This window comes from Streptomyces aurantiaciflavus, assembly GCF_049808595.1.
Taxonomy (GTDB): Bacteria; Actinomycetota; Actinomycetes; order Streptomycetales; family Streptomycetaceae; genus Streptomyces.
In genome coordinates, this window is record NZ_JBNCAQ010000023.1 from 115557 (window position 1) to 137594 (window position 22038).

22 protein-coding genes and 2 pseudogenes are annotated in these 22038 nt (G+C 68.4%); 11 read left to right on the top strand and 13 right to left on the bottom strand.

Features of this window, described 5'->3' with window-relative positions:
• Positions 1 to 76: 76 nt before the first annotated feature.
• Both ACPT94_RS26375 and ACPT94_RS26380 read left to right on the top strand, forming a co-directional pair.
• A complete protein-coding gene (locus ACPT94_RS26375) occupies positions 77 to 1939 on the top strand; it encodes a glycoside hydrolase family 15 protein (RefSeq protein WP_425246979.1) in 1863 nt (620 codons plus the stop codon).
• On the top strand, positions 1936 to 2415 hold the full coding sequence (locus tag ACPT94_RS26380; protein ID WP_360351798.1) for a hypothetical protein: 480 nt from the start codon (positions 1936 to 1938) through the stop codon (positions 2413 to 2415). The genes ACPT94_RS26375 and ACPT94_RS26380 overlap by 4 nt, the downstream gene beginning before the upstream one ends.
• A gap of 136 nt (positions 2416 to 2551) precedes the next feature.
• Here the strand turns inward: ACPT94_RS26380 and ACPT94_RS26385 are convergent, their stop codons facing one another.
• On the bottom strand, positions 2552 to 3349 hold the full coding sequence (locus ACPT94_RS26385) for a hypothetical protein (RefSeq protein ID WP_425246980.1): 798 nt from the start codon (positions 3347 to 3349) through the stop codon (positions 2552 to 2554).
• 185 nt (positions 3350 to 3534) lie between these two features.
• Here ACPT94_RS26385 and ACPT94_RS26390 point away from each other — a divergent pair, with 185 nt between their 5' ends.
• Complete coding sequence (locus ACPT94_RS26390) at positions 3535 to 4350, top strand: SAM-dependent methyltransferase (RefSeq protein ID WP_425246981.1); 816 nt, start codon at positions 3535 to 3537, stop codon at positions 4348 to 4350.
• 125 nt (positions 4351 to 4475) lie between these two features.
• Here the strand turns inward: ACPT94_RS26390 and ACPT94_RS26395 are convergent, their stop codons facing one another.
• Positions 4476 to 4943: a transposase family protein gene (locus ACPT94_RS26395; RefSeq protein ID WP_425246982.1), complete on the bottom strand. Its 468-nt coding sequence runs from the start codon at positions 4941 to 4943 to the stop codon at positions 4476 to 4478.
• Between the two features lie 62 nt (positions 4944 to 5005).
• Complete coding sequence (locus ACPT94_RS26400) at positions 5006 to 5422, bottom strand: alpha/beta fold hydrolase (RefSeq protein WP_360351807.1); 417 nt, start codon at positions 5420 to 5422, stop codon at positions 5006 to 5008.
• 94 nt (positions 5423 to 5516) lie between these two features.
• On the opposite strand from ACPT94_RS26400, the gene ACPT94_RS26405 reads away from it, so the two are divergent.
• Positions 5517 to 5861 (top strand): hypothetical protein, encoded by a 345-nt coding sequence (locus ACPT94_RS26405; RefSeq protein WP_425246983.1) that lies wholly within the window; start codon positions 5517 to 5519, stop codon positions 5859 to 5861.
• Between the two features lie 247 nt (positions 5862 to 6108).
• Here ACPT94_RS26405 and ACPT94_RS26410 read toward each other — a convergent pair whose 3' ends face one another.
• Both ACPT94_RS26410 and ACPT94_RS26415 read right to left on the bottom strand, forming a co-directional pair.
• Positions 6109 to 7893, bottom strand: a complete 1785-nt coding sequence (locus tag ACPT94_RS26410) for a HEAT repeat domain-containing protein (RefSeq protein WP_425246984.1) — start codon at positions 7891 to 7893, stop codon at positions 6109 to 6111.
• Positions 7894 to 8950: 1057 nt separating this feature from the next.
• Positions 8951 to 9421 carry a nuclear transport factor 2 family protein gene (locus ACPT94_RS26415; RefSeq protein WP_360351875.1) on the bottom strand — a complete coding sequence of 157 codons (471 nt, stop codon included), beginning with the start codon at positions 9419 to 9421 and terminating at the stop codon, positions 8951 to 8953.
• Positions 9422 to 9520: 99 nt separating this feature from the next.
• On the opposite strand from ACPT94_RS26415, the gene ACPT94_RS26420 reads away from it, so the two are divergent.
• Positions 9521 to 10102 carry a TetR/AcrR family transcriptional regulator gene (locus tag ACPT94_RS26420; protein WP_360351903.1) on the top strand — a complete coding sequence of 194 codons (582 nt, stop codon included), beginning with the start codon at positions 9521 to 9523 and terminating at the stop codon, positions 10100 to 10102.
• A 299-nt stretch (positions 10103 to 10401) separates the two neighbouring features.
• Here ACPT94_RS26420 and ACPT94_RS26425 read toward each other — a convergent pair whose 3' ends face one another.
• Both ACPT94_RS26425 and ACPT94_RS26430 read right to left on the bottom strand, forming a co-directional pair.
• The gene (locus tag ACPT94_RS26425; RefSeq protein ID WP_425246985.1) at positions 10402 to 10560 is read right to left on the bottom strand and encodes a hypothetical protein; all 159 of its coding nucleotides are present in this window, start codon (positions 10558 to 10560) and stop codon (positions 10402 to 10404) included.
• A 77-nt stretch (positions 10561 to 10637) separates the two neighbouring features.
• Entirely contained in the window at positions 10638 to 11603 is a 966-nt protein-coding gene (locus ACPT94_RS26430; RefSeq protein ID WP_425246986.1) for a trypsin-like serine peptidase, read from the bottom strand.
• A gap of 271 nt (positions 11604 to 11874) precedes the next feature.
• On the opposite strand from ACPT94_RS26430, the pseudogene ACPT94_RS26435 reads away from it, so the two are divergent.
• Positions 11875 to 12094 (top strand): annotated as a pseudogene (locus ACPT94_RS26435) (IS701 family transposase); the annotation flags it as partial.
• A gap of 166 nt (positions 12095 to 12260) precedes the next feature.
• Here ACPT94_RS26435 and ACPT94_RS26440 read toward each other — a convergent pair.
• From ACPT94_RS26440 to ACPT94_RS26450, 3 genes are all read right to left on the bottom strand, one after another.
• A complete protein-coding gene (locus ACPT94_RS26440; protein WP_360351885.1) occupies positions 12261 to 13487 on the bottom strand; it encodes a lactonase family protein in 1227 nt (408 codons plus the stop codon).
• A 418-nt stretch (positions 13488 to 13905) separates the two neighbouring features.
• Entirely contained in the window at positions 13906 to 14085 is a 180-nt protein-coding gene (locus ACPT94_RS26445) for an acyl-CoA dehydrogenase family protein (RefSeq protein ID WP_425246987.1), read from the bottom strand.
• 89 nt (positions 14086 to 14174) lie between these two features.
• Entirely contained in the window at positions 14175 to 14495 is a 321-nt protein-coding gene (locus tag ACPT94_RS26450) for a DUF6191 domain-containing protein (RefSeq protein ID WP_425246988.1), read from the bottom strand.
• Between the two features lie 168 nt (positions 14496 to 14663).
• On the opposite strand from ACPT94_RS26450, the gene ACPT94_RS26455 reads away from it, so the two are divergent.
• Positions 14664 to 15254 (top strand): hypothetical protein, encoded by a 591-nt coding sequence (locus ACPT94_RS26455; protein WP_360351893.1) that lies wholly within the window; start codon positions 14664 to 14666, stop codon positions 15252 to 15254.
• 197 nt (positions 15255 to 15451) lie between these two features.
• Here the strand turns inward: ACPT94_RS26455 and ACPT94_RS26460 are convergent, their stop codons facing one another.
• Positions 15452 to 16726 (bottom strand): ArgE/DapE family deacylase, encoded by a 1275-nt coding sequence (locus ACPT94_RS26460; protein ID WP_425246989.1) that lies wholly within the window; start codon positions 16724 to 16726, stop codon positions 15452 to 15454.
• Positions 16727 to 16896: 170 nt separating this feature from the next.
• On the opposite strand from ACPT94_RS26460, the gene ACPT94_RS26465 reads away from it, so the two are divergent.
• Positions 16897 to 17334 (top strand): Lrp/AsnC family transcriptional regulator, encoded by a 438-nt coding sequence (locus tag ACPT94_RS26465; protein ID WP_360351898.1) that lies wholly within the window; start codon positions 16897 to 16899, stop codon positions 17332 to 17334.
• 339 nt (positions 17335 to 17673) lie between these two features.
• On the opposite strand, the gene ACPT94_RS26470 is transcribed toward ACPT94_RS26465, so the two are convergent.
• Positions 17674 to 18921 carry an MFS transporter gene (locus ACPT94_RS26470; RefSeq protein ID WP_425246990.1) on the bottom strand — a complete coding sequence of 416 codons (1248 nt, stop codon included), beginning with the start codon at positions 18919 to 18921 and terminating at the stop codon, positions 17674 to 17676.
• Positions 18922 to 19317: 396 nt separating this feature from the next.
• On the opposite strand from ACPT94_RS26470, the gene ACPT94_RS26475 reads away from it, so the two are divergent.
• From ACPT94_RS26475 to ACPT94_RS26485, 3 genes and pseudogenes are all read left to right on the top strand, one after another.
• Positions 19318 to 20055: a phosphotransferase gene (locus tag ACPT94_RS26475; RefSeq protein ID WP_425246991.1), complete on the top strand. Its 738-nt coding sequence runs from the start codon at positions 19318 to 19320 to the stop codon at positions 20053 to 20055.
• A 150-nt stretch (positions 20056 to 20205) separates the two neighbouring features.
• Entirely contained in the window at positions 20206 to 20460 is a 255-nt protein-coding gene (locus ACPT94_RS26480) for a hypothetical protein (protein WP_360350611.1), read from the top strand.
• A 101-nt stretch (positions 20461 to 20561) separates the two neighbouring features.
• Positions 20562 to 21367 (top strand): annotated as a pseudogene (locus ACPT94_RS26485) (IS5 family transposase).
• Positions 21368 to 21400: 33 nt separating this feature from the next.
• On the opposite strand, the gene ACPT94_RS26490 reads toward ACPT94_RS26485, so the two are convergent.
• Positions 21401 to 21805 carry a RidA family protein gene (locus tag ACPT94_RS26490; RefSeq protein WP_360350613.1) on the bottom strand — a complete coding sequence of 135 codons (405 nt, stop codon included), beginning with the start codon at positions 21803 to 21805 and terminating at the stop codon, positions 21401 to 21403.
• Between the last annotated feature and the right edge of the window lie 233 nt (positions 21806 to 22038).

Below are 22038 nucleotides of genomic sequence, written 5' to 3' on the forward strand. Positions count from 1 at the left end.
AAGCGCCCCATGGCGCGCAGAGGGCACGACGCCCGGCTCGCGGGCGGCACGCCGGGGCGAATGGGAAGGTGGTCTCATGGGAACCACCAGCGGTTCTCCGGCAAGCGACACTGCTCCGGACCCGTCGGCCGGGGACGTGCGCCTCGGTGGCTACGCTCCGCTGCGGGACTACGCGGTGATCGGTGACGGCCGTACTGCCGCTCTGGTCGCCCGGGACGGGTCGGTGGACTGGCTGGGTCTGCCCGACCTGGACTCGCCCGCGGTGTTCGGTGCTGTGCTGGACGCCGCCCGCGGTGGCCGGTTCACGCTCGCACCGTCCGTGCCCTACCGGGCAGAGCGCCGCTACCTGTCCGGCACCAACGTCCTGGAGACGACCTTCGTCACCGGCCGTGGCGCGGTGCGGGTGACCGACGCGCTCACCTTGCATGACGACACGGCCCTGACACCGATGCGCGAGCTGGTGAGGCGTATCGACGGCCTGTCCGGGGGGTCCGTGCCGCTGCGTTGGAGCGTCGAGCCCCGCTTCGGCTACGGCACGGTTCCCACGAGGCTTGCCCGGCGCGCAGGTGTCCCGGTGGCGACAGCCGGACGGGATGCGCTCGCGGTCTGCGCCTGGGACGCCGGCGAACCCGCATGCGGCAGCGCGACGATCAGCGGTTGCTTCGAACTCGGCCAGGGCCGACGCGCGCTGATCGCGATGCCGTTCGCCCATCAGGAGCCTCTCGTCCTGCCGGCCCGCTCCGAATGCGAGGCACGCCTGGACGCGACGTGTGCGGCCTGGCGGAGCTGGGCACACGACCGCCTGTACACCGGGCGGTGGCATCAGTCGGTGATGCGCAGCCTGCTGGCCCTGAAGCTGCTGGTCTACGCCCCTTCCGGTGCGGTCGCGGCGGCCGTGACGACTTCGCTGCCGGAGGAGATCGGCGGCGAGCGCAACTGGGACTACCGCTTCTCCTGGGTGCGCGACTCCGCCTTCACCCTCGCGGCGTTCCTGCGGCTGGGCTGCCCGGCGGAGGCGCACGCCTACTTCTGGTGGCTGATGCACGCTTCCCAGCTCACCCACCCGCAGCTGAACGTGCTGTACCGGTTGGACGGCGGGCACCGCACCCCGGAGAAGACACTGCCGTGGGAGGGCTACCGCGGCTCGGGACCGGTCCGCATCGGCAACGCCGCAGTCGCGCAGATCCAGCTGGACACCTACGGCGAGCTGATGCAGACGGCCTGGCAGTACGCCCGGGCAACCGGCCATCTCGACGCCGACGTCGCACGCCGTCTCGCCGAGCTGGCCGACCTCGTCTGCACAGCCTGGCAGGAGCCCGACTCGGGCATCTGGGAGGTCCGCAGCCCGCCCCGGCACTTCACCCAGTCAAAAATGATGTGCTGGGTGGCACTCGACCGCGCCGCCGACCTTGCCGAACGCGCACTGATCCCCAAGCGGCACCTTGATCGATGGCACAGCGCACGCGACGAGATCGCCGCGTTCATCGAGACCCGCTGCTTCTCACCCCGACGCAACAGCTACGTGCGTTCCGTCGGCAGCGACGACCTGGACGCCGCCGTCCTGCTGGGCCACCTGTACGGATACGGCGGCAACGATCACCGTATGCGTGCCACGACCAGCACCCTTGACCGCCATCTGCGGCACGGGCCCTACGTCGACCGGTACTCGGGGGAAGACGGCCTCGTCGGCGACGAAGGCGCCTTCCTCGCCTGCTCCTTCTGGCTCGCCGAATCCCTCGCCCGCACCGGCCGCCTCCCGCAGGCCGTCAAGCTCATGGACGAGCTGATCGCCCTGGCCAACGACGTCGGCCTCTACAGCGAAGAGATCGACCCCGCCACCGGCGACTTCCTGGGAAACCTGCCCCAGGGCCTCAGCCACCTGGCCCTGATCAGCGCTGCCTGCGCCATCACCACCGCGAACAAGGACGCCGCACGGTGAACGCGTGGGGAACCGTAGCAGGCGCCTTCGTCGGCACACTCGCCCTGACCACCGTGCTGCGCGCCGGGAGCGAGCTGAGACTGACCCGCATGGACCTGCCGTTCCTCCTCGGCACGGCGGTGACCGTCGACCGCACTCGCGCAAAGGCCATCGGCTACCTGATGCACTTCCTCAACGGTCAGATCTTCGCGTTCGTCTATTTCGCCGTTTTCGCCGCCATCGACCAGGCGGGCTGGTGGCTCGGCGCCCTGTTCGGACTCGCCCACGGCCTTTTCGCCGGCACCGCACTGGTCAACATCCTTCTGCCCCTCGTCCATCCGCGTATGGGCAGCCCCCAGACCAGCGCCCCACAGACCGCGCTGCTGGAACCGCCCGGCTTTCTGATGCGCAACTACGGACCAGGCACCCCCGTGATCACCGTCCTCGCCCACATCGGCTACGGAGCGATCGTGGGCGGCTTCGCCCTGGCGGCCTGACGCTACGGCCGACCGGACGGGCCGTGACGCAGGCCGCCTGAATGCGGCAGCCGGATGGAGCGCTGCACATGGTGACCTTGGCCAACTCGAACGCTCGGTGTGGGGAAGCAGTACCGAGGCCGGCGCGCGCAGCTTGTCAGAGCATGAGCACCGGACGGGTGGAGAAGTCCTCGCAGAGGTCCTCACCGTCCGGGCCGTACACGAACTCGACCATGGAAGGGTTCCGGTTGGCGGTGGCCAGGGGCAGCCACCCCAGCATGTGGCCGTAGCCGCCGCACACCGACTCACCACCGTCTCCGCCGTGGACCGCAGTGGTGTCGCTCGTCAGCTCCGTACGGTAAGTGTCATAGGCGATGTGCAGGCCGAAGGCGTTCAGCTGGTTGTGCGGGCCGGTGCCGTCCCCGTACGGGATGCGGTCGAGGGGGCAGTCGTTTCCCCATCGGAACAGGGTGTCCGCCCCGGCGCCACAGGCGTGTTCCCACTCGTCCGAGCTCGGCATCCGCAGGCCACGAGCGGCGAGAACAGCTGGCATGTCAGCAGGCCGCTCGGTCAGGTTCTCGTCCTCCACGGCCATGAGCACAGTGGCCAGGTTGACGCTGCGGCGAGGGCTGAGAACCTGCGCGAGGTGGGCCCGCACATCGGGTCCGTATCCGAAGCCCTGTTCCATGCTCTCGGCGTAGTCGGCGGTCTGCTCCAGCGTCGGCTGCCAATTGTCCAGGTCAAAGCCTAGAGACACGGGGCCTCCGGGTATCAGGGCGAATTCCTGTCCGTGCCGCTCGATCCGGACGCGGTGCAGCGGGGCGCCGAGGTGAACCGTGGTCTCGACGAGGGTCACCCGGCCGCTGACCAGGCCGGCGGCCTTCTGCGCGACGCGGCGTGCGGTGGGCAGGTCGAAGGACCGCCATTGAGCGAGAGTGAGATCAGCGAGTGACATGGGCCGCAGTGTTGCAGACGGGTCCGACAGCGCATGCGACCGCACAACTGCGGAGCCGGCGGCAAGCTCGCCTCGTCGGCTCGAGCAGTTCACCGTCGGAAAACTCGAACTGATGGGTGAGCGAGGGGTGTTCGGACATAGGTTGTGCCATGGATGATCCACGCCTCGGCTGAAGGACACGACTCATGACCGACCCTGTGACGACGCCCGAACCAGCAAAGCATCAGAAGATCGACACGTCGGTGCCGCACTCCGCCCGCATCTGGAACTACTGGCTCGGCGGAAAGGACAACTACCCGGTCGACGAGGAGGCCGGCGACGCGTACACCGCCGTCTTCCCCGGCATCGTCACCATCGCCCGCAGCAGCCGTGCCTTCCTGCGTCGCAACATCACCTATTTGGTCGCCGACGCGGGTATCCGGCAGTTCCTGGACGTCGGCACGGGCCTGCCGACCGCTGAGAACACCCATGAGGTGGCCCAGCGGCTCGCCCCCGAGGCACGGATCGTCTACGTCGACAACGACCCGATGGTCCTGACCCACGCCCGCACCCTGCTCTACTCCTCCCACGAGGGCGCGACCGCCTACATCGACGCCGATGTGACGGACCCGGACCGCATCCTCGCGGACGCCGCCGAAACGCTGGACTTCAGCCGGCCCACCGCGCTCATCCTCAGCAACATCCTGGGCCACGTCGCCGACTACGATCAGGCCCGCTCCATCGTCAAACGGCTGATGGACGCCCTGCCGTCGGGCAGTTACCTCTCCATCAACGATGGTTCGCGTGGCATCGACCCGGTTTTCGAGCAGGCCCAGGACGCCTACAACAACAGCGGCGCCGTCCCGTACAACCTGCGCACCGTCGACGAGATCACCAGGTTCTTCGACGGCTTGGACCTCATTGAGCCCGGCGTCGTCTCGGTCACGCAGTGGCGTCCGGAGCCTGGTGCGCCCACCCCGGAGGTCATCGCCGAGCACGGGGGACTCGCCCGGAAGCCGTAGCGTAGTCCCTGGCGGCGCCCGGTGTAACGCTGTAGCGGCCGCCACTGGCGCATCTCGGCGTTGGCATGCTCGACACGATGCGGCGGGAGGACTGACGCCGCCGCATCTCGCGCCAGACTCGCTTCTCACCGTCCGGCGGGTCGTCCTTCGTTCTTCTTCGGCGGGGCGGTGATCTGGTCAGGGAACTCGTTGGCCAGTCCGCGGTAGCCCTCGTCGACCTCCGCCTTCACCGTTGGTTGCAAGCGCAGCTGCTCTGCGATGACCTCGGTGCGCGTCGCGGTCTGGTCATGCATCCGTCCTGGCCGGTCGGTCCCGTTCCACAGGGTGCGGCCCTGGCGGTCGCTGATGGTGGTGGTCTTGATGGTGTTCTGCTTCTTCTTGCCGGAGACGAATGCGCGGCGTCCGGGCCGGTGCGCACGGGGACGTCGGACCTGGGTCTCCATGCCGTCGATGCGCAGTTCGACGCCTTCGGCCTCGGCGTAGGCGAAGCCATCCGCCAGGGTACGCAGCCGCAGCCCGCGCCGGCCGGGGACGGCGAAGCCGCACCGGCGGGCAGGGGCCTGACCTGGCTGATCGCCTCGCTGCAGGCCCACTTCTTGGTCACACTCGAAGAACCCGCGCGGCGGTCCTCATGCCACGGCCTGTGACTGCGCGCTCAAGGCTGGCGGGCAGGGCGGAACTCCTCCTCCGGCGACAAGAACGCCGAAACCGCCTCCGTGAATGCCTGTGGCGCTGCGGTGTGGATCAGCTGCCCGACCGGGATGGTGATCACTTGCCCACCAGGGATACGGCGGGCCAGCTCGGCGATGCCTTCCTGAGGCACATGGCTGCGTGGACCGCCGGCTACCACGAGGGTCTCGGCGGTGATCTCGCTGAGACCCTCCAGCCACCCGGGGTCAGGCACGTCAATCTGCCTCCTGATGGCCAGCACCATCTCCCAGTCGAAGGTCAGGGCTCCGTCCGGCCCGGTGGGGGTGGCTGGCTCCCGGGGGCGCGGAACCGCAACGTCCTCCAGGACGAGTCGACTCACTCGTTGCGGATACTTCGCCGCGAGCAGGAGCGTGGCGCGCACGAGCCGAAGTAGGCGCCTGACTGCCCCGTTGGAACCACGCACCCCGCCACTAGCGTCTGCCGCCGACAGGAGCAGACAGTCCACTGGACAGGACATGACCCCTTCACACACCAACACCGGCGTCGCCGGATGCCTCCTTGCCGGTTTCGGCGCGGCGACTGCGGCGCTTGCGTGGGCACCGCGGGCCGCGATCAGCATCGACGGCGGGTTTGAGGGTCATGCCCGCGATCTGAGCGTGCTCGTGGTCGATCTTCCGCTCGTCCTGCTCGGCGGTGCCTTGGTTCCACTTCTGACTTGGGCACTGACCATCCGCTGGGTGGGCCGACTCTGGCTTGCGGTACTCGCCGCCGTGACCGCGCTCGCCCTTGGAGTATGGGGGCTTCTGGAGTGGTGGACTCCCCGCCAAGCTGCCAACCCCGGCTACGGCCAGGGCATCTGACCGACCATCGCATCCACGGCGCGCCACATGCCACAGCTCAACGCACCGAAGCCCTTCCGACACACGGTGCGGTCAAACTCATGAACACTCAGGGTCTGCCTTGGGGGCGGGTCGGCCGCGCGCCAGGAGCCCCACAGCGTGTGCCCGATCGGCCACTGTGGGTCTGGTGAGCGCACTCTCGCGAGAGCCGCGAAAGCCACCTCTTGCACGTACGCTGCGCTCCGCCGCGTCCTGCTCCCTCCCTTGTCTAGAAGATGCTGCCGAGTACTTCGCTGGCCGCCTCGCGTACGTTCTCGTCCATGTCTGCGGTAAGGCCGATCACCGCTCGTCGGGCGTCGGAGTCCTTCGGCCAGCCATCCGCCAGCGCATAGACAGCCGTGCGCCGAGTGGTCCAGTCCGGATGCTTGGTGAGATGCAGCAGAGTCCTCAGGACGACGGGGTCACCTGGCCAGCCTTTCGCGAGGGCCTCGACAGCCACCCGACGGGTGTCCGTGTGCTGGTCTTTGGACAGCCGTGTCACAGTCCTGAGAGCGACGCCGTCGGCCCACCCTTCCGCCAGGGCCTGGATTGCTGCACGTCGAGTGGGCCAGTCCCGAGAGGTGGCACGGCTGAGAACAGCGTTTCGGGCGGCGGGGTTACCCGGCCAACCTCTCGCGAGAGCCGCGAAAGCCACCTCTTGCACGTTCGCGTCCCTGCTGCGGGTGAGAGCCAATACACGCTCCAAGGCCGCAGGTTCGTCCCGCCAGCCTTTTGCGAGGGCCTCGACGGCAACCCGACGGGCGTTCTTGTCCCGGTCCCAGGTGAGCCGTAGGACAGCCTTCCAACCGACATGATCACCTGGCCAGCCTTCGGCCATCGCCTTGACTGCGGCCCATTGCACCTTTTCGTCCAGATCATCGATGTAGCGCAGCACAGCCTCCCGGATGTCGGGATCGCCCGGCCAGCCTTCGGCCAGCGCTTCGATTGCCGCAATACGGACTCCCTCGTTGGGGTCATCGGCGAGGCGAAGCACTGCCTCTCTGGCGACGGAGTCGTGCGCCCAGCTGCTGACCAGGGTCGTGAGCGCGGTACGGCGCGCTGCTGGGTCGGTCAAGCGCGTTGCGGTGATGAGGACAGTGAGTTCCTCGTCGGGTTCGAGGGGGCCGGCTTGAGGTGTGATGGCGCTCCGCAGCTCCTGTACGGCTTTCTCTTCGCGGAGATTGACCTCATGGGCTTTGGCGAGAGCGGCGCCGATGTCGTCCAGTGCTGGTCGGGTGAGCAGTTCGCTCGCAAGGAACGGTTGCGGGGCCAGTTGCGGGTCGAGATGGGACAGCGCCAAGCCGGCCGCATCGGGGTGGGAGGCCAGGCGCTGGGCCTCGGCGCGTGCTCGGTTCCAGAGGTCCTCGAGGATGCTCATCCGGGCAGCGGCGCGGTCGGCTTCTTGCTGGGCTGTGGCCTTGTGGTCCAATGCCTGGCGGGTTTCGTCGCGTACCCGCGCGAGTTCTGCCGGGGCCTGGCGGACCTGGAGTTCGCGGATGTCGTTGCCGGCGATGATCTCGCGCAGAGTGCTGATGATCTGCAGGAGGGTCGACAGCAGAACATCGTGATCCCGCAGGGCGTAGCGCAGACGGGTCTCGGCATGGCGGGCGCGCTCAAGGTCGACTTCGAGGCGCAGGACCGCGACGGCGTCCTCCCGGTGCTCGACGGTGTCGTTGCCGGTCGCCGGAAGGCGCGCAGGTGGTGGCGGTTCGGGAGTGTCCATGATCGCCTGTAGCAAGGAACGCGCCCTCTCGCACCGGCTTCGGTGCTCTTCCGCTGAGAGGCCGGCGGCACGGTTGGTGATCCGCAGGAACTGCAGGGTGAACGGCAGAGGCGGCTTCGGGTGGGCCTGGCCTTTGAAGAGCCGGTCGATGTGGGACTTGGAAGCGGCCATCTTGGAGATGGGATGTGCAGGAGGCTCGACCTCCTGCCCCGCCTCGCGTTGGGCCTCCAGATGTTCGTGCTGCTGTCGGGCTGCCGCTACGAAGGCTTTCGCGATCTTGTCGGCTCCCATCCCTGCTTCTGCGGCTTGCGTCCGGAGAAAATCGGCGAACACCCCCCGCGGATCAGTCTCCTCATGCCAGTTGTTCACCGACTGCCCCCATTGATGCCGCCCCACCACCGCCCATTCCGGCCCTGGGGACGAACTGGGCTCCACGTGTATTGGCCTGGCCCAGCCTGTCCCGAGACCTGCTGCCGGCCCTCCATGTCCCTGGACGTCCCTGCACGGCCCAGGGCCGGTTGGGGACCAGCAACACGTGGCCCATTGTCCCTTCACGTTCCACCCGGCCGCAGCCGAAACCCGCCTATCCAGTGAAGGAGACCATCCATGCACCCAGCCAGCCCCACTGACCCACCTGCTGTGCCCGCCAGCGCTCTGCCTCCGCCCGAGCCTCGGCAGATCATGGAGCAGATCCTGATGGCCGCTGTACCGGAATTCGTCGGGGCTCTGGCCGCCGCCCTTGTCGTCGCTGCTGTGACCTGGGCATGGCGCCGAGTGCGCCGCAAGCCCCCTACCCAGCCGCCAGCCTCCTGAGGAACTGCCGCAGGCCCGTCCCAGCTGCAGGCGAACCATGGCCGACTCGTTCTTCAGTTGCTTGGTCTCGTAAGCGAGAGCGGGCACGAGGACCATCCTGTGGCGAGCTCCGCCGGCGAGCCCGAACGGACCCCCGTACACGCCCGCAAGACCCGCTCCGCAGCCCCCTTCATCGGCCCCTCCGCGCCCAGCCGGTGCGATTCGGGCGTTTCCACAGGCCAGACCCGGCGGACACGGGGACGCCGCAGGGGCTGACACCGGCCTGTCGCGCCCGGCTGCCTGTGGGGGCACGTCACGGTTCCCGGTTCCCTGGAGCAGAGTGCGGACGTGGTGGATGCGCGCAGTTGGGTGCCCGCGCATCAGGGGGAGGTCGCACCGTGGGGCCTGATCGCCGCAGGGCCGGCAGGGGGTGATCGGCGGTGGCTCGCAGTCGGATCGGGTGCTGGTTGTTCCCGTGCGGTTGTCCGCTCGCGTTGGGTGGGAGGGCGCCGGGCACTGGGCCCGGATGCGGTCGCGCTCCTGGCCGGAAGCGTCTTTACAGGCCGAGGTCGGAGAGGCTCGGGTGGTCGTCGGGGCGGCGGCCCAGCGGCCAGTGGTACTTGCGCTCCTCCTCGGTGATGGGCAGGTCGTTGATGCTCGCGTGGCGTACGCGCATGAGGCCGTTGTCGTCGAACTCCCAGTTCTCGTTGCCGTAGGCGCGGAACCACTGGCCGGAGTCGTCGTGGTACTCGTAGGCGAACCGCACCGCGATGCGGTTCCCGTCGAAGGCCCACAGCTCCTTGATGAGGCGGTAGTCCAGTTCCCGGTTCCACTTGCGGGTCAGGAACTTCACGATCTCGTCGCGGCCGGTGACGAATTCCGCGCGGTTGCGCCAGCGCGAGTCGGGCGTGTAGGCGAGGGCGACCTTCTCGGGTTCGCGGGTGTTCCAGCCGTCTTCGGCCTGGCGGACCTTCGTGATCGCCGTTTGCCGGGTGAACGGGGGGAGCGGGGGACGCTGCTCGGACATGACGCACTCCTCTGGGAAGCCCTACGGGCGGTGAGAACGCTCGTTCTCGCGGTGTCCTCTACGCTAGGAGAACGATGGTTCTCATGCAAGGGGAGAGGAATCTTGGACACCGATCCGGCACGCGAGCGCATCCTTGACGCCGCTGAAGACCTCTTCTACGCCCGAGGCGTCCAAGCCGTCGGCATGGACGTGATCCGCGACGCCTCGGGCGTCACGCTGCGGCGCCTCTATCAGCTGTTCCCCTCCAAGGGCGAACTCGTCGAGGCGTGCCTGGCCCGCAGGGATACCCGCTGGCTCCAAAGCCTTGCCACCCACGTCGACACGGCCGCAGAAACTCCGCAGGCGCGGCTGCTCGCCGTCTTTGACTGGCTGGAGGACTGGTTCACCCAGCCCGACTTCCACGGGTGCGCCTTCATCAACTCCTTCGGCGAGCTGGGCGGCACATCGCCCCAGGTCGCTGCCTTGGCCCGGCATCACAAGGAGACCTTCCACGCCTACCTGCGGGAACTGGCAACAGCTGCGGGAGCGGCAGCAGATACCGGCACCCAGATCGCTCTGCTGGCGGAGGGAGCCATGACCACCGCCGCCATCTCGGGCACACCCGAACCGGCCCGCCAAGCCAAGCAGGCAGCGCGACTTCTGCTGGCGCCCGACACACGCCATGTCACCTTCCCCTCGTAGCCGGGAGCGTCGGCGCCCTCCCGGCGCAGGGGGTGACGGTACGGGGCGGTCGACGAGGGCGCTGAGGGTGCCGGACGGCCGCGCGCAAGCCGCAGAGAGGAAGAGCAAGGTGCGGCCGCGTGAACCGGGGCTGGTCGACGTTGCGGCTGACGAGGGCGGGCTGGACAAGAGTCGGACGTTGGCGGGTGAGCGCTCGCACGCGTGGCCGGTCTTCGAACCGGGCTGTGTACGGACTCTGCCCTGTTGTCAGTGAGCCCCTTTGGTCCTCGGTGAGGTCGGCCTCCTGTGGACGTCGGACGTCACGACCCCAGGACGAGGGCGATGCCGCCCTGGCAGAGGTTGAGCACGACCTCGTCGACGGGCAGCCTGGGCAGCGAATGGCTGCTCAGGACGCGCTGCCGCCGCCGCGGGCGGCCGGGGTGCAGAACCCGGCCAGCGCCCGCGTACAGCTTCGGCATCCGCTCTCGGTCAGTGCGAAGCGTGTCCCCGGGAGAAGCGGGGGCCGGCGTCGCCCGCCGGCCCCCGTCACGGTCTGTCAGGACGTCTGGGCCTTGTCGTAGAGGGCCTTGGCGTCATTGCCGAAGTACGGGCCGAACATCCGGTTCGGCAGGAAGCTGTAGCCGAAGCTGTTCACCGAGACCTGCAGGCCCGTGCCGGCCGACTCGCTGAAGCCGGTGAACCAGGGGCCACCGCTGGAGCCGCCGGTCATGTTGCAGCCGAGGCTGTGGTCCTGCGAGAACAGGAAGTCCTTGGAGGAGTTCCCGCTGCAGAAGACGAGCTTGGTCCCGTCGTACGGCGAGGCGGCTGGGAAGCCGAAGGCGTACATCGGCTTGTTGTAGCCGCCGTTGAACTGGATTCCCTGCGCTCCGGTGACCGAGGTGAGCTTCTGGCCGTTCAGCGGGGCGACCACAGCCGCGCCGATGTCGTAGTTGATGTCCTCGCTCGCCTCCCACTGGGGTGTGGTCAGTGTCTTGGACGCGGCCCACTGGCCGTACGGCGCGCTGCCGTTGTTGTAGGCGGGGACGAAGACCCAGTTGGTGTGCCAGCTGCCCTGGTACTTCACGCAGTGCCCGGCCGTGATCACCGTGCTGGCGTTCTGGCTGGTGACCGCGTTGCCCGAGCAGGAGGCCGTACGCCCCTGGAAGCTGAAGAACACCCGGCCCGAGGTCGTCACAACCGCGCCGCCGCCGGTCCACGCGCCGCCTGCCTGCGGGAACGCGGTGGGCGCGACGGTCGTCGTCCTGCCGCCCAGCTTCGGTGTCTTGAGGCTCTTGAGCGCGCTGGGACTGAGCATCAGGTCGAGCGGGGTGGCGCCGCGCATCCGTTCTGCGGTCCAGAAACCACTGGCCTGGTGCTGCTCCGCGGCGGATACGGCACGGGCGGCGGGGGCTGCGGCGGACCCGGGAGCGGCCGCGGTGGCCGCGCTCGCGGTGGACAGGCCGCCAGTGAGCAGGGCACCCACTGTCAACAGGATGGCCGTGGCTGTGCGTTGGCGTCTCACGCATGTCTCCTTCTGCCGGGGCAGGTGGGGGATGAGAACGGTGCGGATCGGCTTGCGTGAGGCAGCGTGCCACGAGAGCGCGTATTTGTCAGGGGCGCGTCAGGCATGGGTTGTCGGCGGCATGGGAGCGGGCCTTCGCCCGCGGCCGGTCCGCCCCGGCCTTCCGCACGAAAACCGCAGCTGGCCGCTGCCCTCGCGGCCAGCGGGAAGAAGGTGGGCTTCGGCTGCCGGGCAGTGGTCGCGGACTGCGCCTACTCCGTCAGCGACGACTGCCCCACCTGGACCACTGGATGCCACCGCGCCGGACCCGTACACCCAACACCAGGGGCCAGAGAGGGGGACCAACCAAACCTCCACCAGCCCCAACAGCCTTGCTGGCCCAGGGCCTTACGCGTCATCCGCTCCTGGCTCCCCCCCGCCACCACTCTCAGCCAGTGGTGGCGAGCCTGGACGGACGAGGACCTACTCGCCGAGCTCCAGGCCCTGATTGACGCGGTCGCCACCGGACACGGCATGGATCTCTACCGCCGGATTCAACGAACGACGGGTAATCGGCTGAGGAGCGGTGACCGACGTCGAGCACTCCTGCTACGTCGGAACGGGTTCGGCGCCTCCGGAGAGGAGTCTCCAGGGCGCCGGGCTGCGGTGGCAGCTCCTTTACACCGCGGCTATGCCCTCCATGCCGGACTCGACGAAGGGGGGCAGTCCGGTGGCCGTGGTGACCTTGGTGAGGGAGCCGTTCCTGCCGATGCGGAAGCCGTCGACGGTGCCGGAGGTCCCGTTCTGCACGTACAGAAACTTCTCGTCCTGCGTCACCGCCAGGTCGATGACGCCCTGGGACATGGCTGACGGGGGTGTGGCGATGCCGATCTCGTTGGTGAGCGCGAGCCTGCCGTGCCGGTCGGTGCGGTAGCCGGTGACGGTTGAGTTGCCGGTGTTGCCGCCGTAGAAGAAGTCGCCGGCGCGCTCCAGCCAGCACAGCGTGTTCTGACCGTTGGCCAGGGGCTTCTGGACGACCTTGAGGCTGCCGTCGGCGAGCACCTTGTACGTACTGACCGTCGATTTCTCGGCTTCGGCGACCAGCATCCGGCCTGCCTTGTCGAAGGTGATCGCAAACGGCACGCCGCCGGCCGAGTCGTTGATCTTCGCCCGATGCGCCGGGCGTCCGTCGTGCCGCATCGGGAACACCTCGATGGTGTTGGCCGACTTCGTGGTGACGACCAGCTCACGGCCACCCGGTGTGAACGCGACCTGGCCGGGCGAGCTGCTGAACAACGGCACCTTGTCGTTCTTCAGCCCCAGGGAGCGATATGAACCGCTCAGCGGCTTGAGTCCGTTGGCCGTGATCTTGAAGCCCTGGACGCTGCCCGCGCCTCCCGCGTTCATGATGTAGGCGAGGTTTCCGGACACCGCGATGGATGAGGGGAAGTCCCCGCCTGAGCGCACCACCCGCCGGTCCGTCAGTTTCTGTCCCTCGACCCGGAACGAGGTCACGGTGCCGCTGCCCGCGTTGACCGCCAGCAGCAGATGCGAGCCGCGGTCGTAGACGAGTGAGCCCTGGGAGGCGAGGGAGTCGGTGGGTGCGTCGACCTGGTCGCCGCCCTTGCCGCCGGTTGCGTAGGTGCCTGCGGCGGTGAGCTTTCCGTCCTCGCCGCGCTTGAAGACGTGAATGGTGTTTCCGGCGAGCTCGTTGCCCTGTACGAAGACGGCGTGGTCGGCTCCCGCCTTGGCGCTCTTCGTTGTCGCGCCTTCATGTGCGCGGGGGACTTCCCCCGCCGAGGCGATTGCCACCGTGGTCGCGACCGCCGCCGATGCGAGGATACCGGCCCCGGCGATGGTCATCCGGACCTGCGACTTCGACCTGCGCCTGGTATGCCTGCTCACACCTGTCTCCTCGTACCTCGCTGCCACCGCCGGTCGGTGACGTGCAGAGCCAGAGTTGCCTGTGGGGCTGGTGGGTTGAAGATGTTTCGGTCCCGCGTCAGCTTCTCGTAAGAACTTCCGTTCGCCCCGGAGAGCTCGGTGGGCGCTCCGGCCTGCGGCTCGCCTGCCACCCTTGCCGCCCATCCAGGGGTGAGAAGTCCTGCATGGTGGAGCGAGGGCGGGGGAGTGCGGTCGCGGCAACGGATCCGGAACAGCTTCTCCTCGGGCGAGCCCAGGTGAGTCCGACGGCTCCGCGCACGTGGATCGCGGTGTCCGCGACGTGGAGGAACGCCTCGTCGTTGGTCACCTTGACCAGGCTGATCAACCGGGGAGCCTCGGGGCGCATCGGCGTGGCGTACGGGCCGCCCATGGCGTCCAGCTAGGCCTGTGCCACCAGCGAGGTCGTCCGGGCCTGGTAGATGTCGGCCTCTATGTTCGCCAACATGTGCTGCAGCGCCTGCCGTGTGGCGATCAGCCGCCCGCCGGACTGCAGTTGCCGGGTGTAGTCCACGGCACCGCTCCAGCAGCCAGGCACCCTACCTGGCGCACATGCCCCCACGGCACAGCGGAAGCCAGTTGATCCACGACATCGGGAGCGCGGAGCGTCGCCGATCTAGCTGTTCTGTCCATGGAGGTTGAGTAAGCCGTCTACTGGCTGGAGGGACGCATTCGGACGACCGCGGTCCCTCCGTCCAGATCGACCGTTGTCCTGTTCGGCGGAGCCCCGTCATCCTCGTTGTCCGGCATGACCAGTGCTGACTGCCACTCCTTCAACTCGTTCTGCTTGCCCGGCGAAAGGCTCGCGTGCAGCTGCTCGAACCCGGTCGCTGATATCTGGCCCTGACGTGCGCTGTTCCGCCATGGCAGCACCCCAGCCCGTCCCGCGCGCAACAGCAGCTGGTCAACAAAGGCCAGCAAGGTCAGCACAATGACAAGCCCGGGAAGGGTCATGAAGAAGACGAATTCCATGCCCCGGGTATCCGGGCCGTAGTCTCCCGGCGCTTGGTCTTCCCTACGTTCTTTACGGGACCTGGTCAGCCCTTCGATGACACACGCTCAAGGTTCGTTGTCACAGGACAGCACGTATGGCGGCGGCTCGCTGGTGGGGAGGCGGCACGGGCTGCGGTGCCGGGGGTCGTGGCGGTCTTGTTGCCCGCCGCCGAGCCGATGCCCGGCGCGCTGGCCGCCTCGCGCGCCGCTGCAGCCGCACGCGCCGTCGCCCTCTCCGAACTCGGTGACGCCCACGCCGCCGCGTTGACCGCACTGCTCGGCGTCCTGCGCGACCGAGACCTGGACGACACCGATGCCCGGACCCGCGCCATCGACCTCGCCGTGACCGCTCTGGCAGACCTGCGCGCGCAGGCAGAGCTCGACCAGACGCTGGTGGAGGAGCGGGCCGGGGACGCTTTCCAGCGGCTCGCCACCTCGCTGCGCCGCATCCTGCGCGCCCGCGACGTACGGCTGGACCTCGGCACACCCGGCGCGGAGGAAGGCGCGGACCGGCTGCTGCCCGGCGATGTCGTCGACACGGCGTCCGCGGCGGTCCGGGCCACCGTGCATGCCTCGCTGGAGGATCAAGGACTCGGGCCGGACGGAGATCGGGTGAGCCGGATCCACGTCGGCTGGAAGGTGGGAGTCGGCGACTTGCGTGCCACCGTACGGGACGACGGGCCCGGCACCCTGTCCCGGAGAGTTCTCTGGACGCACGTCGGATCACAGAGCGGCTGACGCCGCTCGGCGGGCGGTTGGAGGTGGACGCGGTAGCGCAGTGGGGTACGACGGTGACCATCGACATCCCCCTCACGCCGCCCGACATCCCAATGCTGTCCTGGTCACGCGGAGGCCGTGGTCGCGGCGGCCGTGCACCACGGGCCGGCGCAGAGCAGAGGCCCTCGTCGTCTGCACGGTGGCGGGGTTGGCGGGTATCACCTGGTGCCGACCGCGCGGAGTGTGGCGAGTATCAGGGCCCGGGTGGCGGTGACGATTTCGCTGACGCGGACCTGTTCCTGCGGGCCGTGTGCGTGACGTACGTCGCCGGGGCCGTATTGAAGGGTGGGGATGCCCGCTCCGGAGTACAGGCGCAGGTCGCTGCCGTAGGGGGCGCCACGCTCGGCGGGGCGTGGGCCGCCCATGACGTCGGCGTGGGCGTCGGCGACCAGGGCTGCTAGGGGATGTCCGGCCGGCAGGCGTCCGCTGGCGAACTGGCCGCCGGGCCAGGTCACCCTGGCGGAGTGGGAGCGCAGCCACGGGTCGGCCGCGCAGGCCTCGGCCACGCACGCCTCCAGTTCTCTGCGTGCCTGGGCCGGGTCCTCGTCCAGCCGTACGCCCAGTCTTCCCTCGGCCACCAGCAGGTCGGGCACGCTGCTGGCCCAGTCGCCGGCCTGGACGGTGCCGACGGACAGTGGGTAGGGGATGGGGTACGCGGACATGAGCGGGTCGGCGCCGGCGTTGCGGCGGGTTTCCAGGCGGGCGAGCGCCCGGTGGATGGGCAGGTAGGCGTCGATGGCGCTCACTCCGACGTACCTGGTGCTGCCATGGGTGGCCCGGCCGGGTACTTCGATGCGGAAGGTCAGGGCGCCGGCGTTCGCGGTCATGAGCGCGCCGCTGGTCGGTTCGGTGATGATGCAGGCGTCGCCGGTGTGGCCGCGTTCGAGGGTGCCGAACGCGCCGAGCCCGCCGTCCTCTTCGCTGACGACGAAGTGCGCGGACACCTGGCCGCGCAGCCTCGCTCCGGCGTCCCGTATCGCGGCCAGGGCGGCGAGTATCACCACCACGCCGGCCTTCATGTCGCATGCTCCTCGGGCGTGCACCACGTCCCCGGCGACCCGTGGAAGATACGGGTCCCCCTCCCACTGCGCCAGGCCCCCGGGAGGTACGACGTCGACGTGACCTTGGAGAACCAGGCTCGGCCCGTCGCCGAGGTGCTGCGTGCCGCCCACCAGACCCCAGGCCTCCGTGCGCGGGGCCTCGCTGCCCGGAAAGCCGGGATGCGCACGCAGCTCGGGCAGGTTCATGGACCACAGGTCGACCTCGAGATCCATCCGCTCCAGATGCCGGGCCAGGAGGTGCTGGAGTTCGGACTCCGCGGCGCTGCCCGTCACGCTCGGAACGGCGAGGAGTTCCAGCAGGGTCTGGGCGATGGCCGCCTCGTCCACCGCGGCCAGTGCCGAGGCTTCCACATCGCTCAGGCTTGCCGTCATGGCAACACCTCTTCCGGCAGGCGACATCAGGACAAGCCGGAGACTACGGTCGGCGGGCCAACGCAAACAATCGCCATTTGCTGCCGTCTCCTATCATTTTCTTGCAATGTTGTAGGGGCTATGGCGAATCGTTGCGCCTCGCCACAGCCTCCGACGTCTGGAGTCAGGCCATGGACGCCATCGACGCGGCGATCATCCGATGCGTGCTACGCAACGCGCGTGCCACGTACGCCGAGATCGGGAAGGCGGCAGGGTTGTCCGCGCCCGCCGCCAAGCGGCGTCTCGACCGTCTGGTGGCCATGGGCGCGATCCGAGGTTTCACTGCTCTCGTCGATCCTCAGGCATTGGCCTGGCACACCGAGGCGTTCGTCGAGGTCTACTGCAGCGGCAATCCGACCCCCGCCGAACTGCGCCAGGCCCTGGAGGACATCCCCGAGGTCGTCGAAGCCTGTACCGTCTCCGGCGCCGCCGACGCGGTCGTCCACATGCTCGCCAGAGACATCCCCCACCTGGAACAGGCCATCCAACGCGTGCGCGCCACCGCTCCTGTCGAACGGACCGAGAGCGCCATCGTGCTCTCCCGGCTGTTGAACCGGCCTCGCCTGTGACCGACATCGCGCGGTTTGACGCAGAGTCCTCACCAGGCCAGGCGCGCGATCGGCCAACAGGCGATGGCTGCTGCGGTGTAGGCGTGGGCGGTCCGGCTGAACGGCCTTACCGCCGCCCGCCTTCAAGTGGCGGGTGACCGTCTCGCCCGCCCCGGCGGCGGCTTGAACAGGCTGTCCAGCTGCGACGGGACGGCGTTGCCGGCCGCCTCCATGCGCAGATGCCCGACTGTCATCCGGGCGGTGGTCTGCCAGTCCGCGTAAACCGGCGGGCACGGACCGGCCGGGCAGGCTCGAAAAAAACACCACCCACCTGTGGTTGTTTGCTCGTCGGAGTCGAGCTCAGCCAGGCACCGGATCTTCGGAGACGGGCAGCGGTTCTGCAGTCCTCGGGACCAGCGCGCGGATGGAGGGGGTGGCGACCATGGTGAGGGTGGCGAGGAGGATGAGCGCGGCGGCCGCGTAGAGGGTGGTGTGGAGTCCGAGGAGGAGTACGGCGGGCCCGGCGGCGAACTGGGCGAGCGGGAGCGCGAGGTAGGAGCCGAGGTCGTCGTAGGCGTAGACGCGGGCAAGGCGGTCCTCGGGGATCTGCTCGTTGAGGGTCGAGTACCAGGCGACTCCGGCCTGCTCGACGCCCACGCCCGCCACGAAGTTGGCGACGACCAGCGCCCAGGTGTACGGGGCGAGTGCGAGCAACAGCGGCGTCAGCGCCGTCAGGCTCATCAGCGCGCAGCCGACCAGGATCGCGCGCCGGGGCCGCCAGTGCAGCGACAGTACGCCGCCGGCGACCGCGCCGAACGAGGACGCGGCGACGGCCAGGCCCCAGCCGGTGCGGCCGATTGCGGTGGTGTCGGCGACGGCCGGGCCGAGGACGGTGAAGGAGGCGGTGAGGCCGGCGTTGAGGAAGCAGAAGGCCACCACGATCACCCACACCCAGTTGCGGGAGGTGAACTCCCGCCACCCGACACGTAGTTCATGTATCAGGCCGGGGCTCGGCTCGGGCGGCGCGACCTGGACGCGGACCAGCGCGAAGGACGCGGCGGCGAGCGCGAAGCTGAGCGCGTCGACGGCCAGGCCCCAGCCGGGGCCGACCGCGGCGACCAGTACGCCGCCCAGCGAGGCGCCCACGATCGTCGCGCTGCTGCCCGCGATCCGGGAGAGCGCGAGGGCGGCGCGGCGGGACTCGGCCGGCACGGTCTGGGGAAGCAAAGCCTGGGCGGCGGGCTGATAGCAGGAACCTGACGCCCCGTTGACCGCGGCGAGCACCATGAGCAGGGGGACGGCGGCGCTGTGGGTGAGGACCAGGGCGGCGACCACCGCCTGGCTCGCAGCGCTGACCACGCTGCTTGCGACCAGCAGCGGGCCCCGCGGCAGCCGGTCCGCCAACACCCCGCCGTACAGCAGGAAGAGGATGCCGGTGAGGGAGTGGGCGCCGACCACCAACCCGAGTGAGCCGACCGAGCCAGTGGCGTCGAGCACCGCGAAGGCCAGGGCGATCGGCGCCACGCCGTTGCCGAGCAGGTTGGCCGTCGTACCGATGAAGAGGTGACGGAACGGGCGGTGGCGCAGAGGTGCCAGGGCGGCAGACATGCGCCTGATCGTCGGGGCTGGACGGCGCGCCCGGCAACGGATTTTAGGACTGGCACCGGGCCAGCTGTGCGGCTGCCCACTCATCGGCACCCTGGCCGACGCCTTCGCCTTCGCCTTCGCCTTCGCCGGCGCGGCAGGCGTGACCTGCGGATCGACGGCACCGAGGGCCAGGTCCGCCGCCCGCGCGCGATCAAGCCCGGCCGCCGGGCTCCGGGTTTCTTCGCCGCCCACCGCCGCACAGTGTGCTGCGACACCGCCAACGCGGCGGCGCCCCTCCGAGGGAGCTGCAGGCAGAAACCGCAGAGGCCGTGGATGCCGCGGATCACTTCGATGAACAACTGCTGCCCGACGTCAAGTCAATGGCAGTTCGAGGTCGCGTTCGGGCAGGGTGGGTGGATGCCTGAGTCGTCCTTGCCTGGAGGTTTCGTCAATGTGGTCGTTCGTGTCGGGGACACGGTGCGCCGTCCCGCCTCGGCTCGCACGAAGTTCGTGGGTGATCTGCTGAGGTTGCTTGAAGCCAGTGGCTGGAGTGGTGCTCCGCGGTATCTCGGTGTGGACGACGAGGGTCGTGAAGTCCTCAGTTACCTCAATGGTCAGGTGGCATGGGAGCCGCGACAATCTGCTGCTGTGTCATCCGACGAGAGTCTGGTGACGGTCGCCCGGCTCGTGCGTGAGTTCCACGACCTGACGGCCGGCACCCCGCTGGCCGGGGACCAAGAGGTCGTGTGTCACAACGACCTGTCACCCAAGAACACGGTCTATCAGCTGTGCAGCGGCGAGCTTCGGCCAGCGGCATTCATCGACTGGGACCTTGCCGCGCCGGGCTCGCGGATCCACGACATCGCTCATGTCTGCTGGCAGTACCTCGATCTGGGCCCTTCGGTCACCGACGTCGAGAAGGTAGCCCGGCGCATGAGGTTGATCGTCGACAGCTACGAGTTGTCCGACCGGCAACGTCTCGTGGCAACGGTCTTGTGGTGGCAGGACCGGTGCTGGCGGGGCATCGAGACCCAGGCCGATGCGGGTGACGTCGCCATGGCCCGGCTCCGTGACGCAGGGGTGGTGAGGCAAGTTCAGACGGCCTATCAGTGGGTTTCCGATCACCGGGATGCATTGGAACGCTCAATGCAGTGAGCGCGTGGGTGCCAGGCGTCAGGCTGGGACGGCTGCGTATCATGGTCTTCAGGTTGTGTGGGAAGTCCCGAGCGCTGCGGTGATGAATCAGGCGCTGCGTTGGCTGAGCGACGCCGACGTGACGACTATTGGAGTGAGGGTGGCATCGTAATGAATGTCGCTCCGATCATTATGGCGATGGCCAGTTGCATCGAAATGCTTGATGCCGCTGAACCTGATGAGGTGGAGCCGAGTTACGCCGTGAAGGTTCAGCAGGTAATGGGTGAATGTCTACAGGCGATTCCCCGGTCGGACGAGCCGGAACTGCGTGCGATGTTGTTGCGTACAGCAGATGACATTGCGGGGGGAGAGCCGACCATTGCCGGATATCTCAGGCAATGGGCCGGTAATCTCAGCGAGTCATAAAATCGAGAGGAATGCTTACTGAGCCTCTTTCATCCTGTGCTGGAGGGTGAAATGGGCTGGTCAGCGGGTGTGGTGACGAGGCAGGGCCCCTCGTCGTTGGCGTGGTGATTCCACTCAGCACACCGGCGACCGAAGGGGCCCTGTTGGTTCCGTATCCTGCCATGCTCGACGTCCCGCACGAGCTCGTCGAGCATGTCGCCTGGCTGCTGCACGAACACCGCCGGACCCGCAACACCCGCTGGCGCAAGCTCGGCTGCTTTGAACAGGCGTTGCTCACCCTCGTCCACCTGCGCAAGAACGAGACGTTCTCCCAGCTCGGAGCAGGTTTCGGGATATCCCAGGCCACTGCCTGGCGGTACGTGGATGAGACCTTGGACGTCCTGGTCTCCTGGGCGCCCGGCCTCCACGAAGCCCTCACCGGCCTCGGTGAGGCGACCACGTCATCGTTGACGGCACTCTGATCCCCACCGACCGTGTCCGTGCCGACGAGCCGTATTACTCGCAGAAACACCGCAAGCACGGCATGAACGTGCAGGTCATCGCCCGTTCCGACGGCACACCGCTGTGGTTCTCCCGCGCGACACCCGGGCGCACCCACGACCTGACCGCGGCCCGCGCCCATGGCATCGTCCAGGCCTGCCTGACCCGGCAGATCCTCGTCCTCGCGGACCGCGCCTACCAGGGTGCTGGCGCCACCTTCCGAACCCCGTACTACCGCCACCGCGAACAGCCCCCGCATTACCAGCAGTTCAACCGCGACCATGCCCGGCTGAGAGCCCCCGGCGAACGCGCCTTCGCCCAGCTGAAAGCCTGGCGGCTGCTCCGGCGAGCCAGATGCTCCACCCGTCGCATCAGCACCATCGTTCAAGCTGTCCACACGCTGCTGACCTGCAACTATCCAGGATGAAAGAGGCCGAAGAAATCAGGCCAGCCTTCTCACCTATGGCTTCACGTCGAGACGCACGAGCGCGCCGATCTCCACAAGTTGGTCCGGCAGGGCCAAGTCGGAGACTCCCATGACCGTGCTGGTGGGCCGGTGCTCCCCGAAGTACTCGACGTGAAGGCGTGCTGTCGTGTCGAAGTTCTCCCGCAGGTTCCTCACCAGAACCGTGGTCTCCACTATCTGGCTGCGCTCGGCTCCGAACTGCCTCAGCACCAAGTCCAGATTCTCCAGTGTGGTGCGGACCTGCAGTTCGAAGTCGCCGGCACCCACGAAGTTGCCGTGACGGTCATGAGACAGCTGCCCCGACACGTAAACCGTGTCACCGACCTGGGTGGCCTGGCTGTACCCGTACAACGGCTCCCACGGCATGCCGAACCCGAATACCTTCACCTGAGAACTCATGACTCACTCCCTTGAGACAGCGCGCGGGGCCGTAGTTACAGGCAGGCCCCTTGCATGTAGAAGTTACGGGTCCGTACAAGCGATGCTTGTCTGGTAGCGCCGCCCGAGTGTTCTTTGCGCGCACAAAATTGGCTGCAGTGGGCTCCTCCAGGCGCCGGTGTGATGAGTGGAACCACTACGCCGACGACGAGGGCCCTGCCTCCTCACCGCACCCGTCGGCCAGCCCGTTTCAC